This is a genomic window from Streptomyces sp. NPDC037301, assembly GCF_055602785.1.
The window spans coordinates 484870-498788 of record NZ_JBVJWD010000003.1 but is presented as its reverse complement, the minus strand read 5'-3'; the positions used below and the strand labels follow the sequence as shown (position 1 = coordinate 498788).

Genomic DNA, 13919 nt, shown 5'->3' with positions numbered 1-13919 from the left:
CGAACGCACTCATTTGATCATCCGACCGATTCGCCCATATGTCCAGGGGGCCGCCCACGTGAGCATCGCCACTCGCATTCGTTACCTACGGTTGCGTAGGTACGATGCGGGAATGACTGCTGCCGCCGCCGCGCCCGAGCCAGCCGGGCTGGAAACAGCCGAGTCCGACACCGTCCCGGTGAAACCACGGATGCGTGGCTGGCTGCACGCCGGAATGTTCCCCGCCGTGATCGTCGCGGGGATCGTGCTGATCGCACTGACGGACAGCGTCCGCGGCCGGATCGCCTGCGGCGTCTACGTCCTGACCGCGTGCCTGCTGTTCGGCGTGAGCGCGCTCTACCACCGCGGCACCTGGGGTCCGCGCGGCGAGGCGGTGCTCCGCCGGCTCGACCACGCCAATATTTTTCTGATCATCGCGGGCACCTACACCCCGCTGACCCTGCTCCTGCTCCCCGAGTCGACCGGGACGCCGCTCCTGTGGGCGGTCTGGGTGGCGGCGACCGCGGGCATAGCCTTCCGGGTGTTCTGGGTCGGCGCCCCGCGCTGGCTCTACACGCCCTGCTACATAGCGATGGGCTGGGCCGCGGTCTTCTTCCTGCCGGACTTCATGCGGACCGGCGGGATCGCGGTGTTGGTGCTGGTCGTCGTCGGCGGGCTGCTCTACAGCGCCGGCGGTGTCATCTACGGCATCAAGCGGCCCAATCCGTCACCGCGGTGGTTCGGCTTCCATGAGGTCTTCCATTCACTGACCCTGGCGGCCTTCGTCGTGCACTACGTCGGCATCTCACTGGTGGCCTACAACCACAGCTGAGCACCCCCTTCCACCTCCTCCCCCGCAATGGCCGTGGCTTGAAAGCCGCGGCCATTCGTCATTCCCGGACCCAGGCAGGCGATGCGCATTGACACTCACCATCTTTTGAGAGTTACTTTCACTTGACTGCGACTCTCGAAGGAGTTTCCCATGAACCGACGCTGGTGGGCCCTGGGCGCGCTGGTCGCGAGCATGCTCGTCCTCGGATTCGACATGACGATCCTCAACGTGGCGCTGCCGACCATGGCCGAGCAGCTCGGCGCGACCACCGGCGAGCAGCAGTGGATGGCCGACGCATACGTCGTGGTCTTCGCCGCTCTGATGCTCCCGGCCGGGCTGCTCGGTGACCGGTTCGGGCGTCGCCGGATGCTCATCACCGGCCTCGGCATCTTCCTGATCGGCTCGCTCATCGGCTCGCTCGCCGACGCCGTGCCCGCCGTCGTGACCGCCCGCTGTGTGATGGGCATCGGCGCGGCGCTCGTGATGCCGCTCGCGCTGGCCGTGCTGCCGTCGCTGTTCGGCGCGCCCGAGGACCGGGTCAAGGCCATCGGCATCGTCTCGGCCGCGTCCGCGCTCGGGCTGCCGCTCGGCCCGATCCTGGGCGGCTGGCTGCTGGACCACTTCTGGTGGGGCTCGATCTTCCTGATCAACATCCCGATGGTGGCGATCGGTATCGCCGCCTGCGTGTTCCTGCTCCCGGAGACCAGCGACCCGGCCTCCCCGAAGGTCGACGCCGTCTCCACCGCCCTGACCGCGACCGGTCTCGGCGCGCTGATCTACGCGATCATCGAGGCACCCGGACGCGGCTGGGGCGACCCGCTGGTGCTGGGCATGTCGGCCGCCGGTGTCGTGCTGATCGCCGCGCTCGTCGTACGGGAACGCGGCGCCGAGCGCCCGATGCTCGACATGTCGCTGCTGCGGCAGCGGCCGTTCCTGCTGAGCGCGCTCGCCGCGACCCTGGTGATGTTCGTGATGTCGGGGCTGATGTTCATCCTGCCCGGCTACCTCCAGGCAGTCCTGGGCCACGACGCCTTCGGTACGGGGCTGCGGATGCTGCCGATGATGGGCGGGCTGATCGTCGCCGCGAAGACGGGCGCCCCCGTCACCCGGCGGTTCGGGGCGCGCGCCACGATGACGGCGGGCCTGGTCGTGCTCGCCTTCGCCGCGCTCCTCGGCAGCCGCACGACGGTCGACAGCGGTTACGGCTTCACGGCGCTGTGGCTCTCCGTCGCCGGGGGCGGCTTCGGCTTCGCCGTCGTCCCCGCGATGGACGCCGCGCTGGCCACCCTGCCCGCGGACCGTGCGGGGAGCGGATCGGGGCTGCTGATGACCGTACGGCAGACGGGCGGCGCCCTCGGGATCGCGCTGCTGGGCAGCCTGCTCGCCGGTGCGTACAGCGGCCGGCTCGACACCACCGGCGTACCGGCCGCCGCCGCGGACACGGCCGGGGACTCGGTCGTCGCCGCCCATGTCGTCGCGGCGAGGCTCGGCGCGCAGCGGCTGGCCGGCTCCGCGGACGCGGCGTACGTCCACGGCATGACCGTGGTGCTGCTCGTCATCGCTGTCACGGCCCTGGTGTCGGCGCTGCTGGTCGGGGCGTTCCTGACGAACCTCCCCACCGAGTCCCGGGAGGGGGCGGACGTGGCCCTCGCGCCCGTCGATGCCTGACAATGGCGACCATGGCCGCCACCTCTCGTACCCCTTCCGTTTCCGCCCCCGGGGCGCCTCCCGCGATGGGGCTGCGCGAGCGGAAGAAGCTCAAGACCAGGATCGCGATCCGCCGGGCGACGTACCGGCTGATCTCCGAGCAGGGGTACGACGCGACGACGATCGAGCAGATCGCGGAGGCGGCCGAGGTGTCGCCGAGCACCGTCTTCCGGTACTTCGCGACCAAGGAGGACATCGTCCTCACCGACGAGTACGACCCGATCATGGAGGCCGAGCTGCGGAACCGGCCGGCCGACGAACCGCCGCTGGAGTCGCTGCGGTTCATCATGGCCGAGGCGCTGACGGCGTTCCTCTCGAGCGAGGAGGAGGAACTGCGGCAGCGCACCCGGCTGATGGTGGAGGTCCCCGCCATCCGGGCGCGGATGACGGAGACCATGTCGGACACGGCGAAGGTGCTGGCCCAGGCGCTCGCCGACCGCAGCGGCCGCAGCCCCGACGACCTGGAGGTCAGGGTGTTCATCGCGGCGGTGCTGGGGGCGCTGCGCGAGGTGACGCTGTACTGGGGCGAGCACGGTCAGGAGGGCGACCTGATCGCGATGATCAACCAGGCACTGGACACGCTCGAAGGCGGGCTGACGCTTTAGACCGACCGGCGAATGAGGGGTGGGAGAAGGAGCGGGGCTGGGTGCGTGCAGCTGCAAGGCGGAGGATTGAGCCAACGCGAAGGGGGTCCCCCCTGGCCCTTAAGGCCTTGGGGGAGTGCGTGCCCAGCCCCGCGACGCCGCCCCCCATTTGCCGGTCGGTCTTGGCCGGGGCTTCGCCTCAGTCCCCGGACGGCTCCGTCGTCAGTCGTCGGACGGGCTTGATCCAAGGCTCCGCGCCAGCTCCTCCCGGTCCGTCGTCGGCGCATCGCAGACGAAGTGCCTGCACACATAGGCCGTCGGCGCCCCGCCCACCATCGGCCGGTCCGCCAGCAGCGGGAACTCCGTCCCTGCCGTCTCCCCCGCCGCCACCACCGCACCGGGCGACCGCCCCAGCAGTGCCGTACGGTGCAGTTCGCCGCCGACCGGTCCGGCGACCGCGACCTCGCGCGGCCCGTCGAGCAGCGCCTCGGCGACGGCGAGCCCCCAGCCGATGAACCGGGGAACCCGCGGGCCGAGCGCCTTCACCACGCCCAACGCCCCCTCCGCTGCGGTGCGATGGGCCTCCGAGCCGGTGTGTGCGGCGTACGAGAGCAGCGCACCGGCCGCCGCCGTCCAGCCCGCCGGGGTCGCGCTGTCGGTGGGGTCCTGCGGACGGCGGATGAGCTTCTCGGCGTCGTCCGCCGTGTCGTACAGCTGCCCGCCCTCGCCGGTGAAGTGCTGGAGCACGATGTCGAGCAGGAAGCCGGCGAACTCCAGCCAGACGCCCTCACCGGTGACCGCGGCCAGGGCGAGGAAACCCTCCGCGACATCGCCGTAGTCCTCCAGGACCCCGGCGTGCCCGCCGGTCCGCCCGTCCTTCGACGTACGGGTCAGCCGGGCCACGTCGCCCATGTGCACCCGTACCAGCAGATCCGCCGCCTCGGTGGCGCGCTCGATCAGATCGGGCCGGTCGAAGTACGCCCCCGTCTCGGCGAGCGCGGCGATCGCCAGGCCGTTCCAGGCGGCGACCACCTTGTCGTCCCGCCCGGGACGCGGGCGCAGCTCACGGGCGGCCAGCAGCTCGGCCCGCACGTCGGCGGCCCGGTCCGCGTCCACCACGGTGCCCGTCCGCGCGAGCCGGAGGACCGAGGCGCCCTCCTCGAACGTGCCCTCCTCCGTCACCCCGAAGCACTCGGCGGCGAAGGCCGCGTCCTGATCGCCGAGGACCTCCGTCAGCTGCTCGGGCGTCCATACGTAGTACGCGCCCTCGACATGCCGGCCGGCCCCGTCCTCGCTGTCGGCGTCGAGCGCGGAGGCGAAACCGCCCTCCGGCGTGCGCAGCTCGCGCACCATGAAGTCGGCGGTCTCCAGAGCGACCCGGCGGGCCAGTTCCGAGCCCGTCGACCGCCACAGGTGTGCGTACACCCGGCAGAGCAGCGCGTTGTCGTAGAGCATCTTCTCGAAGTGGGGCACCAAAGGCCCATCGGGGCGCGCTCGGAGCACGTACCGATGGAACCCGCCTCCCACCTGGTCGTACAGGCTCGAACACGCCATCGCGTCGCACAGCCCCTCGGCCATCTCCCGCGCCGCCACGGAACCCGTCCGCGCGTGGTGACGCAACAGGAACTCGACCACCATCGACGGCGGGAACTTGGTGTCGCCCTTGAACCACCCGCTCGCGGGGTCGGTGTCCCGAGTCAACCGGAGGAGCGCAAGGGCCTGAGTCTCCTCGGTGGGCAGCCCTGCATCCCCGGTGCTCAGCTCCCGCCCAGCAAGGTCCCGAGTGATCTTCCCCGCGACTTCCCCCACCTCGTCGCGTCGGCTCGTCCACGCGTTGTGCACACCTTTGAGCACCTGACGGAAGGACGGCATGCCGTGGCGGGCCTCGGGCGGGAAGTAGGTACCGAAGTAGAAGGGCTCCCCGTCCGGCGTCATGAACACGGACATGGGCCAGCCGCCCTGCCCGGTGGCGGCTTGCACAGCCTCCATGTACACAGCGTCCACGTCGGGACGCTCTTCACGGTCCACCTTGACGGACACGAAGTGCTCGTTCATGTACGCAGCGGTGTCGTCGTCCTCGAAGGACTCGTGCGCCATGACGTGGCACCAGTGGCAGGAGCTGTAGCCGACGCTCAAGAACACGGGGACGTCGCGCCGCCGGGCTTCCTCGAACGCGCCGGTCTCCCATGGCCACCAGCCAACAGGGTTGTCCGCGTGCTGGAGGAGGTACGGAGATGCGGCCTGCGCTAGTCGGTTGGGCATACCCCCATCCTTGCGCACCCGCCTCCGCCCCGCCCATGCGCCACAGGGGCAGCGCACGAACGGGGCGGAGGGGTACCGGCTCAGTGCTCGCGCGGCCGGTACGGCGACTGCGCGGCCCTGCCTCGCCACGGTTCGGGACCGGGACATGACGGGGGCTCCGGAGAGGCGACGGGCGCACTCCCCAGCGAGTCAGCCCTGATGCGGTCGTTCCTCCATAGGGAACAGGATCGGGCTCAGCAGGTGAAGGCTGCGATCCGGCGCGGGTTTGTTGTCCACCCTGGACATGATGGCGCTGCGCACCTCGGTGACGAGTTCGGCGAGTTCGTCCTTGCTGAGCCAGAGCGGGACCTGAATGTAGCCCACTGAGTCGGCGGTCGGGTCGGCGTGATCTCGGTCGAGGTAGGCGTTGAATTCGGCGTGCAGCGCGGCCAGGGCCGCGGTGAACCCGTGGCGGTGGTCTTCCAGCGACATCGACGCGGTGGCGTCGGCGTCGATCGTCGCCCGCTCGCGGCGCAGGCGGTAGTGGCGTTCGACGGCGCCATGGACCCGCTGCTCGCTGACGACTTCGAGCACTCCTGCCTCGGCCAGCAGGCCAACGTGCCGGTACAGGGTGGTCTTGGGGACGTCGGGCAGGCTCGCGCACAGGTCGGCGGTGGTGCGAGTACGCCCGCCCGACATGGCGTGCACGATGCGCACCCTCACCGGGTGCAGGAGAAGCTCCAAGGTGTCCACAAGCCCACGATCCCACATCTGGTACCGTTTCCAAAATTGGGAAAGCACCGTAGGCAGCAGGGGAATCAGCGATGGCAGACGAACCTTCCGGAGACGAAGTGTTCGTTCAGACAGGCCGCGACCCGGTCGTCCTCGAACGATTCGTGCGACCAGGGCCACCGGTCGACCGGATTGTCGGCATGCTGGAGGAGATACGGGGCAGTCTCACGGTCCAGCGATTCGGCATACCCACATCCTCTCCCAGGCCCGGTTGATCGCATCGCTCTCTCGCGCTGACGCGCCGCACCGAGCACACTGGGCGGCGATGCCGGCAGGGGCAGTCGCAATCGTCGTATCCGGAGGGGGACGCACATGCGGGACAGCCATCGGGCGGAAGCCGAACGGCTGTTGGTACGCGCCGTCGAGGAGGAGGTACGGCGGTCGGGCGGCCGGGCGGACGCCGGTGCGCTGACGGCACGCGGGCGGGCCGCGCTCGATTCCCTGGCGGCCGGGGCGGGCGACGAGTACGCCGCATATCTCCAGGCGCTGGACGCGGCGGAGGCCGGAGCGCAGCCGCTGTCGCGGCGGTTCAGCCGATCGGCCATGGGAACTCCGCTACTGGTCACCGGAGTTGCCGCGGTCGCGGCCTTCGGGGCCGATGTCGCGTTCGGTACGGCGGCGGGGCCGGCCCTCGGCGCGGGCGCCGTCGTCGCGGTCGCGGGGGCCACGGCGACCGTCGCCAGGATCACCGCGTCGCACTGGCCCGCCGCCCACCGGCGCGCGGGTGCGCTCGGACAGCCCGGCGGTGCCGAACAGCTGCGGCTGCAGTGGCTGGCGGCGCTGGAAGTACGGGGCATCCGTCCGTTCCTCGACCAGCAGCGGATGCTTAACCCCTCGTCGCGCACACCGGCGAAGAAGGTACCCACGCAGTCGCGGACCGCCCCGTCGCTGCGCGGCGGGGACCGCAGCGCAGCGGCCCGTATGCGCGCGATCCTTGAGCAGTCGTTCGGTCATCTGCCCGCATCCGAGGGGCCGTTCGCCGGGCGGCGGGCCGAGCTGGCGCAGATCGCGCAGTGGGTGCGGGAGGCCCGTGCGTCGACTGAGACCAAGCCGACCGTCGTCGTCCTGCACGGTGCGCCCGGAGCCGGGCGCACCACGCTCGCGGTACGGGCGGCGCACAGCCTGAAGGACCAGTTCCGGGGCGCCTGCGTGGTGGACCTGCGCGGCGACGTGGCCGGCCAGGCGCCGCTGCCGACGCGTGACGCGCTGCTGCATCTGCTGAACCGGCTCGGCGCGCCCCGCGAGCAGCTGCTGTTCCGAGAGGGGGTCTCCCCCGGTCGAGCAGAGTCGGGAACTCGGGGAAGGGCCTTTGCCGAGCAGCAGGTGCGGCGGCTGAGCGAGCTGTACCACCAGCATCTGACCGGCACCCCGGTGACGATCGTCCTCGATGACGCCAGCGACGCCGCCCAGGTCCGCACGCTGGTTCCCGAGCGTTCCGACAGCCTCGTCCTCGTCACCGCCCGCGAGCCCCTGGAGCTGCCCGCCGACATCCCGGCCCGGGTCCATCAGCTGCCGGTCGGCGCACTGGACGCGGCGGGCGCGGAGGAGCTGCTGCGCGAGGCCGCCGAGGCACAGGAGCAGGGGCCGTACGACTCCCAGTCGACGGACACGGTCGTCGAGCTGTGCGGCGGGCTGCCGCTGGCGCTGCGCATCGCGGGCTCCTCGCTCGGTCCACGCACCCGGAGCGCGCTCGCCACCGAGCTCGCCGCCTACGGCCCGGTCGCACCGGCCGAGCGGGCGCTGTGGCTGCGCTACACCGACCAGTCCGAGCAGGCACGGCGGTTGCTTCGGCGGCTCGCGCTGGCCGGGCGGGCCAGCCTGGGCGCCGCGGCGGCGGCCGCGCTGCTCTCGGCCGACGAGCAGGAGGCCGAGCGGCTGCTGACGGCGCTGGCGGGGGCCGGGCTCCTGGACCATGTGCGGGGCTCGCGCTACCGGCTGCACGATCTCGTACGGGGCTTCGCCCTGGCCCGGCTGCGGGACGAGGAGGAAGTGGCGGACCGTACCGCGGCCCAGGAGCGGCTGATCCAGAACTACGCGGAGCTGGCCGGTGCCGTGATCCGCATGGTGGACGGCAAGATGTCCACCCGGGCCGGGCAGTTCGGCTCGCACGGGTTCGGTTCGCTGGACTCGGCGCTGCGCTGGCTGGACGACGAGTCGAGTTTCATCACCTCGGCGCTGCGGCACGCAGAGGGCGTCGACCAGGGGGCCGTACTGGATCTCCTGGGCGCGCTGTGCGACTACTGCCTGCTGCGCGGCGACCTCTACCGGCTGGGCGAGATCAGCGAGTTGACGCAGGCCGTGGACAAGGGGCTGCTGGAGCGGTCCGTGCAGTGGCGTACCGGCATCGCGGCCCGTCAGCTCGGCGAGCTGGACAAGGCGCGCACCACGCTGTCGTCGGTCGTCGGGCTGTACCGCGAGGCGCAGAACGAGGCGGGTACGGCGCTGGCGCTCTGCTCGCTCGGTATCACCCTGCACCACCAGGGCAATCTGACCGAGGCGTCGGCGCGGCTGCGCGAGGCGATCGAGCTGCAGTCCTCCGAGGAACAGGCCGAGGACCGGGCCTGGTCGCTGCACGCCCTGGCCGCCGTCGAACGCGACCGGGCCCATGTCGCGGAGGCGATGGAGCTCCTGGACACCGCGCTGGCCCTGCACCGGGAGGGCGAGTCGCTGCACGGCGAGGCGTGGACGCAGTTCCAGCTGGGCCAGACCCTGCTGCGGATGGGCGACGTGGAGCGGGCGGAGGAGGCGCTGCGTACGGCCCTGGACCTGTACGGCCGTACCCGCGACGAACGCGGCGAGGCGTGGGCGCTGACCCAGCTGGCCCGCGCGCGGCTGCTGGACGGCGCCCCGGCCCCGGCCGTCGAGCAGCTGGACCGGGCCCTGGCCCGCCACCGCGACAACGAGGACGCGCGCGGCGAGGCGTGGACGCTGTACTACCTGGGCCAGGCCCTGGAGGAGAACGGCGACACCGACCAGGCGGTGCGGCAGCTGGAGCGGGCGCGCACGATGTTCTCCCGGATGCGGGACACGTACGGGCTGGCGTGCGCCCGGCACCACTCGGGCCGGGTCACCCGCGACCAGCGGGCCGCCCAGACCGGGAACCTCCGCAACTCCGGCTTCGCCCGCCAGCTCCTGGTCGACGCCCGGGCCGACTTCCGGCGCATCGGGGTCGCCCACGGCGAAGCCTGGACGTGCCTGGAGCTGGCCCTGATCGACGCGGGCAACAACCGCGCCCCGCAGGCGCTGGAGCTGTGCGGCGAGGCGGCCGAGCTGTTCGGCTCCTACGGCGACAAACGGGGCGAGGACTGGGCCCGCTTCCTGCACTGCACACTGCTGCCGTACGCGTCACCGGGCGGCAGCGAGGTGGGCACGGTGGTGGCCCAGCAGGAACTGGCCGACCTGCTCCTGGCCGGCCACCCGACGCGCGACAGCAAACTGGAGGACTGCGCGGAGGCGTTCACCGTGGTGCTGAACCGCGGCGTCGACCTGGAGGACGGCTGGCAGGCGTGGCGCCTGGGCATGACGCCCACACGCCACGCACGGGAGGTCATGGGCGTGCCTGTCCGGCCATGACCGGGCCGACGATCGAGGACGTCTTTGACCGCGGCCCGGGCATACCTGTCCGGCCATGACCGGGCCGGCGATCGAGGACGTCTTTGACCGCGGCCCGGGCGTACCTGTCCGGCCATGACCGGGCCGACGATCGAGGACGTCTTTGACCCCGGCCGGGCACAACCGCCCCGTCCGGCGCCAGGCGAACGGGGCGGCTACCGGACGCCCCGGTACCGCCGCCCCGCGCCTACTTCTACTTCGCGGACCCCGCACCCGTGGCAACGGCGCCACCGGACGCCGCCTCCGGGTCCGGGGCCTCCTCGAAGTCGACCTTGCCCATGTGCCGGTTCATGGACTTCATCAGCAGCCACACGCCTGCGGCGAGCGCCGCGAAGACGATGAAGCCGAGAACGCCGGGGGTCACCTTGTTCTTGTCGAGCTCATCGGCAAGCGGAACGAGGTCGGTCAGTGCCTGGGTCGCGTACATATCAGGCATTGTCGCGGATGCCCGCGAAGAGGTCGCTCTCGGGGAGGGAGGTATCGACGAGAGACTTCGCCAGCTCGTACTCCTCGGTCGGCCAGACCTCCTTCTGGATCTCCATCGGGACGCGGAACCAGCCGCCGTCGGGGTCGATCTGCGTGGCGTGCGCGATCAGCGCCTTGTCACGGATCTCGAAGAAGTCCGCGCACGGAACATGCGTGGTCAGCGTGCGTTCGTCGCGCTCGAACTCCTTCCAGCGCTTCAGCCACTCGCCGTACGGGGACTCCAGGCCACGGGCCAGCAGCGCCTCGTGGAGCGCCACCGTGCGCGGCCGGTTGAAGCCCTGGTTGTAGTAGAGCTTCTGCGGCTGCCAGGCCGGACCGAACTCCGACTCGGGGAACGTCTCGGTGTCCGACGCGCCGTCGAACGCGATCATCGTGATCTTGTGGGTCATGATGTGGTCGGGGTGCGGGTACCCGCCGTTCTCGTCGTACGTCGTGACGACCTGCGGCCGGAACGCACGGATGCTGCGGACAAGACGCCCCGCGGCCTTCTCCTCGTCCTCCAGCGCGAAGCAGCCCTCGGGCAGCGGCGGCAGCGGGTCGCCCTCGGGCAGACCCGAGTCGACGAAGCCGAGCCACTCCTGCTCGACGCCCAGGATCTCCCGGGCCTCGTCCATCTCCTTCTTGCGCACCTCGTGGATGTTCTCCTCGATGTACGCGTCGCCCTGGAGCTTCGGGTTGAGGATGGAGCCGCGCTCGCCTCCCGTGCAGGTCACGACCAGCACGTCCACCCCCTCGGACACATACTTGGCCATGGTGGCCGCGCCCTTGCTCGACTCGTCGTCGGGGTGGGCGTGAACGGCCATCAGTCGCAGCTGCTCAGTCAAGACTCGATCCTCGTTGATTGGACGCCATGGAGAGGTGCCGTCCCGAAGGGACGTCGGTTCGGGGTGGCGGTCGGGTGGCGGGTGGCAGGCTTCTATAGTGACCGAACCGGGGGGCGGAAAATTCCTCGATCCCCGGTACGGGAGGACGATCATGACTGCGGTGCGCGAAGCGCTTCCGGAGAACCGCTACGGCCGCTCCGCGGACCAGCGCGCGGACCGCAAGCTCAAGATCATCGGTTCGGTGCTGGGCGTCGCCCTTCTCGGCGTGGTCGGCTGGATCGGATACGACTACATCGCCGGCCAGGGCATCAGCGCCGAGGTGATCAAGTTCAAGGTCGTCTCGGACGAGCGGGTCGATGTGCACCTGGAGGTGCGCAAGGGCACCGACACCAAGGGCTACTGCACGCTCCGCTCGCAGCACGAGGACGGCAGCGACGTGGCCCGCAAGGACTTCCGCTTCGACGACCGCACGGACCGTATCGACCGCGTCCTGTCGTTGCGTACGACGGCCAGGGCGACCAGCGTCGAGCTGCTGGGCTGTACCGACGACGGCGGAGCGGCGCATTGACCGCCGCACGCCGACGCTGAACCGCTGTTGTAGCCGCTGACCTGCGCATACGCAGTCCTGACGGTTTACCTCCTCCCCCTTTTCCTGGGGAATTGTTAGGCTCGTGGTTTCGCCCACCCGTGGAGGCACATGCTTACGGGTAGGGCGATGCTTTGTATTCCCAGTACCGACGAGGAGCACCCTGTGACCCAGACCAGCGAAAACGTCACCTGGCTCACGCAGGAGGCGTACAACCAGCTCAAGGCCGAGCTGGAGTACCTGTCTGGTCCCGCGCGCACGGAAATCTCCGTAAAGATCGCGGCGGCCCGTGAGGAGGGTGACCTCCGGGAAAATGGCGGGTACCACGCGGCCAAGGAGGAGCAGGGCAAGATGGAGTTGCGGGTGCGCCAGCTCACCCAGCTCCTGGAGCACGCGAAGGTCGGCGAGGCACCCGCCGACGACGGCGTGGTCGAGCCCGGCATGGTTGTGACGATCGCCTTCGACGGCGACCCGGACGACACGGTGACCTTCCTGCTCGCCTCGCGCGAGTACGCGAGCTCGGACATCGAGACGTACTCCCCGCAGTCGCCGCTCGGCATCGGTGTGAACGGCAAGAAGATGGGCGAGGACGCCGAGTACGAGCTGCCGAACGGCAAGACGGCCACCGTGAAGATTCTCACGGCGAAGCCTTACACGGGCTGATCCCGCACCACTGATGCGGGGAGCCTCCGGCCCGCCGGGCCGGAGGCTCCCCGCATGTGCGGGGTGGCGTCCGACGGCGAAACCCGGGGCGCGTCGCGCCCGCCCGGCGGCCGTCGAGGACATGCTGCTGCTCGCGGGACTCGACGAGACCACCCGCTTCGCGCACTCCGCTCTGCCCACAGGTGCGGCCTTCTCACCGATGAGTAATCGCCGGCGCCCCGCCGTCCAACGAGCTCGTGCATGGCTGGCGGCGCAGCTTGGCGGCTCGACAGGGGCCACAGAACGCGATACCTCGCGACCCGTGAGGCTCAGCTCATCACCAGATAGCCCGCGTCGTGCAGTGCCGCCGAGACCTCCTCGCAGTGCTCCGGCCCCTTCGTCTCCAGCTGCAGCTCCACCTCGACCTCGGTGAGCCCGAGCCGGGGATCGGTCCGCACATGGCCGATGTCGAGGACGTTGGCGTCGACGACCGAGAGCACGGCCAGCAGCGTGGCCAGCGCGCCGGGGCGGTCGGTCAGCCGCAGCCGCAGGCTCAGATAGCGGCCGGCCGCCACCATGCCGTGGGTCAGGATGCGCTGCATCAGCAGCGGGTCCACATTGCCGCCCGACAGCAGCGCGACCACCGGCCCGCGGAATGACTTCGGATCGCTCAGCAGCGCCGCGACCGGGCTCGCACCGGCCGGTTCGACCACCAGCTTCGCCCGCTCCAGACAGAGCAGCAGCGCACTGGACAACTCGTCCTCGGAGACCGTACGGACCTCGTCGACCAGCTCCCTGACCAGCTCGAACGGCACATCGCCGGGGCGCCCCACCTTGATGCCGTCCGCCATCGTGTTCAGCGTGCCGATCGACACCGGGTGCCCCGCGGCCAGCGACGGCGGATAGCAGGCCGCGCCCGCCGCCTGCACGCCGACGATCCGCACATCGGGCCGGACCGCCTTGACCGCCACCGCGATGCCCGCGGCGAGACCGCCGCCGCCGATCCCGACGACGATGGTGCGCACCTCGGGGCACTGTTCGAGGATCTCCAGGCCCACCGTGCCCTGGCCGGCGATGATGTCGGGGTGGTCGAAGGGGTGGATGAAGACCGCACCCGTCTCCTGCGCGTACTCCTGGGCCGCGGCCAGCGTCTCGTCGACGACATGGCCGTGCAGCCGGACCTGTGCCCCGTACTGGCGGGTGGCGGCCACCTTCGGCAGCGGCGCCCCGACCGGCATGAAGACCGTCGACCGTACGCCGAGCAGAGCAGAGGCGAGTGCGACACCCTGCGCATGGTTTCCGGCACTGGCGGCTACGACTCCGGCCGCCCGCTCCACCGGGGACAGGCCCGCGATCCGCACATATGCACCACGCAGTTTGAACGAACCGGTCCGTTGCAGGTTCTCGCACTTGAAGTGGACCGGCGCGCCCACGAGCTCGGTCAGGTGGCGGCTGCCTTCCATGGCGGTCACTCTGGCCACGCCGGAAAGCATCTTCTGCGCCCCGCGGATGTCGTCGAGGATCAGTGGGGGAAAATGGCCGGGCGCGGGGAAGTTCATACCGTAAGTCTTACAGCTCGGCAGGGTGCCGGACGCCTTGTGCGGTCCCGTCCTGAGCCGTTGTCCACAGGTTTG

The 13919-nt window shown here is 70.7% G+C and carries 11 protein-coding genes; 6 read left to right on the top strand and 5 right to left on the bottom strand.

All coding sequences use genetic code 11. The features are described 5' to 3' along the window. Window positions 1-112: 112 nt before the first annotated feature. The 3 genes from trhA (at window position 113) to ACZ7IB_RS08365 (ending at window position 3123) form a co-directional block, all read left to right on the top strand. On the top strand, window positions 113-811 hold the full coding sequence (gene trhA / locus ACZ7IB_RS08375; RefSeq protein WP_470910277.1) for a PAQR family membrane homeostasis protein TrhA: 699 nt from the start codon (window positions 113-115) through the stop codon (window positions 809-811). A gap of 150 nt (window positions 812-961) precedes the next feature. After that, window positions 962-2479, top strand: coding sequence for a DHA2 family efflux MFS transporter permease subunit (locus tag ACZ7IB_RS08370; RefSeq protein ID WP_470910274.1), 1518 nt, complete (start codon window positions 962-964; stop codon window positions 2477-2479). 11 nt (window positions 2480-2490) lie between these two features. After that, complete coding sequence (locus ACZ7IB_RS08365; protein WP_470910271.1) at window positions 2491-3123, top strand: TetR/AcrR family transcriptional regulator; 633 nt, start codon at window positions 2491-2493, stop codon at window positions 3121-3123. Between the two features lie 201 nt (window positions 3124-3324). Here the strand turns inward: ACZ7IB_RS08365 and ACZ7IB_RS08360 are convergent, their stop codons facing one another. Both ACZ7IB_RS08360 and ACZ7IB_RS08355 read right to left on the bottom strand, forming a co-directional pair. Continuing rightward, window positions 3325-5364, bottom strand: coding sequence for a thioredoxin domain-containing protein (locus ACZ7IB_RS08360; RefSeq protein ID WP_470910267.1), 2040 nt, complete (start codon window positions 5362-5364; stop codon window positions 3325-3327). A gap of 189 nt (window positions 5365-5553) precedes the next feature. Next, window positions 5554-6096, bottom strand: coding sequence for a helix-turn-helix domain-containing protein (locus ACZ7IB_RS08355; protein WP_470910264.1), 543 nt, complete (start codon window positions 6094-6096; stop codon window positions 5554-5556). A 351-nt stretch (window positions 6097-6447) separates the two neighbouring features. On the opposite strand from ACZ7IB_RS08355, the gene ACZ7IB_RS08350 reads away from it, so the two are divergent. Further along, window positions 6448-9708: a tetratricopeptide repeat protein gene (locus tag ACZ7IB_RS08350; protein ID WP_470910261.1), complete on the top strand. Its 3261-nt coding sequence runs from the start codon at window positions 6448-6450 to the stop codon at window positions 9706-9708. 232 nt (window positions 9709-9940) lie between these two features. Here the strand turns inward: ACZ7IB_RS08350 and ACZ7IB_RS08345 are convergent, their stop codons facing one another. Both ACZ7IB_RS08345 and mca read right to left on the bottom strand, forming a co-directional pair. After that, on the bottom strand, window positions 9941-10174 hold the full coding sequence (locus ACZ7IB_RS08345) for a hypothetical protein (protein WP_470910259.1): 234 nt from the start codon (window positions 10172-10174) through the stop codon (window positions 9941-9943). Between the two features lies 1 nt (window position 10175). Beyond that, window positions 10176-11057 (bottom strand): mycothiol conjugate amidase Mca, encoded by an 882-nt coding sequence (mca, locus tag ACZ7IB_RS08340; protein WP_470910256.1) that lies wholly within the window; start codon window positions 11055-11057, stop codon window positions 10176-10178. Window positions 11058-11208: 151 nt separating this feature from the next. On the opposite strand from mca, the gene ACZ7IB_RS08335 reads away from it, so the two are divergent. Further along, entirely contained in the window at window positions 11209-11625 is a 417-nt protein-coding gene (locus tag ACZ7IB_RS08335; protein WP_470910253.1) for a DUF4307 domain-containing protein, read from the top strand. Between the two features lie 183 nt (window positions 11626-11808). After that, window positions 11809-12306: a transcription elongation factor GreA gene (greA, locus tag ACZ7IB_RS08330; RefSeq protein WP_470910250.1), complete on the top strand. Its 498-nt coding sequence runs from the start codon at window positions 11809-11811 to the stop codon at window positions 12304-12306. A 308-nt stretch (window positions 12307-12614) separates the two neighbouring features. Here the strand turns inward: greA and ilvA are convergent, their stop codons facing one another. Next, window positions 12615-13844 (bottom strand): threonine ammonia-lyase, encoded by a 1230-nt coding sequence (gene ilvA / locus ACZ7IB_RS08325; RefSeq protein ID WP_470910248.1) that lies wholly within the window; start codon window positions 13842-13844, stop codon window positions 12615-12617. Between the last annotated feature and the right edge of the window lie 75 nt (window positions 13845-13919).

What these genes read in the sequence shown, in the direction of transcription:
- trhA (WP_470910277.1), top strand. Translation starts at nt 113, where the DNA reads ATGACTGCTGCCGCCGCCGCGCCCGAGCCAGCCGGGCTGGAAACAGCC.
- ACZ7IB_RS08370 (WP_470910274.1), top strand. Translation starts at nt 962, where the DNA reads ATGAACCGACGCTGGTGGGCCCTGGGCGCGCTGGTCGCGAGCATGCTC.
- ACZ7IB_RS08365 (WP_470910271.1), top strand. Translation starts at nt 2,491, where the DNA reads ATGGCCGCCACCTCTCGTACCCCTTCCGTTTCCGCCCCCGGGGCGCCT.
- ACZ7IB_RS08360 (WP_470910267.1), bottom strand. Translation starts at nt 5,364, where the DNA reads ATGCCCAACCGACTAGCGCAGGCCGCATCTCCGTACCTCCTCCAGCAC.
- ACZ7IB_RS08350 (WP_470910261.1), top strand. Translation starts at nt 6,448, where the DNA reads ATGCGGGACAGCCATCGGGCGGAAGCCGAACGGCTGTTGGTACGCGCC.
- ACZ7IB_RS08345 (WP_470910259.1), bottom strand. Translation starts at nt 10,174, where the DNA reads ATGTACGCGACCCAGGCACTGACCGACCTCGTTCCGCTTGCCGATGAG.
- ACZ7IB_RS08335 (WP_470910253.1), top strand. Translation starts at nt 11,209, where the DNA reads ATGACTGCGGTGCGCGAAGCGCTTCCGGAGAACCGCTACGGCCGCTCC.
- ilvA (WP_470910248.1), bottom strand. Translation starts at nt 13,844, where the DNA reads ATGAACTTCCCCGCGCCCGGCCATTTTCCCCCACTGATCCTCGACGAC.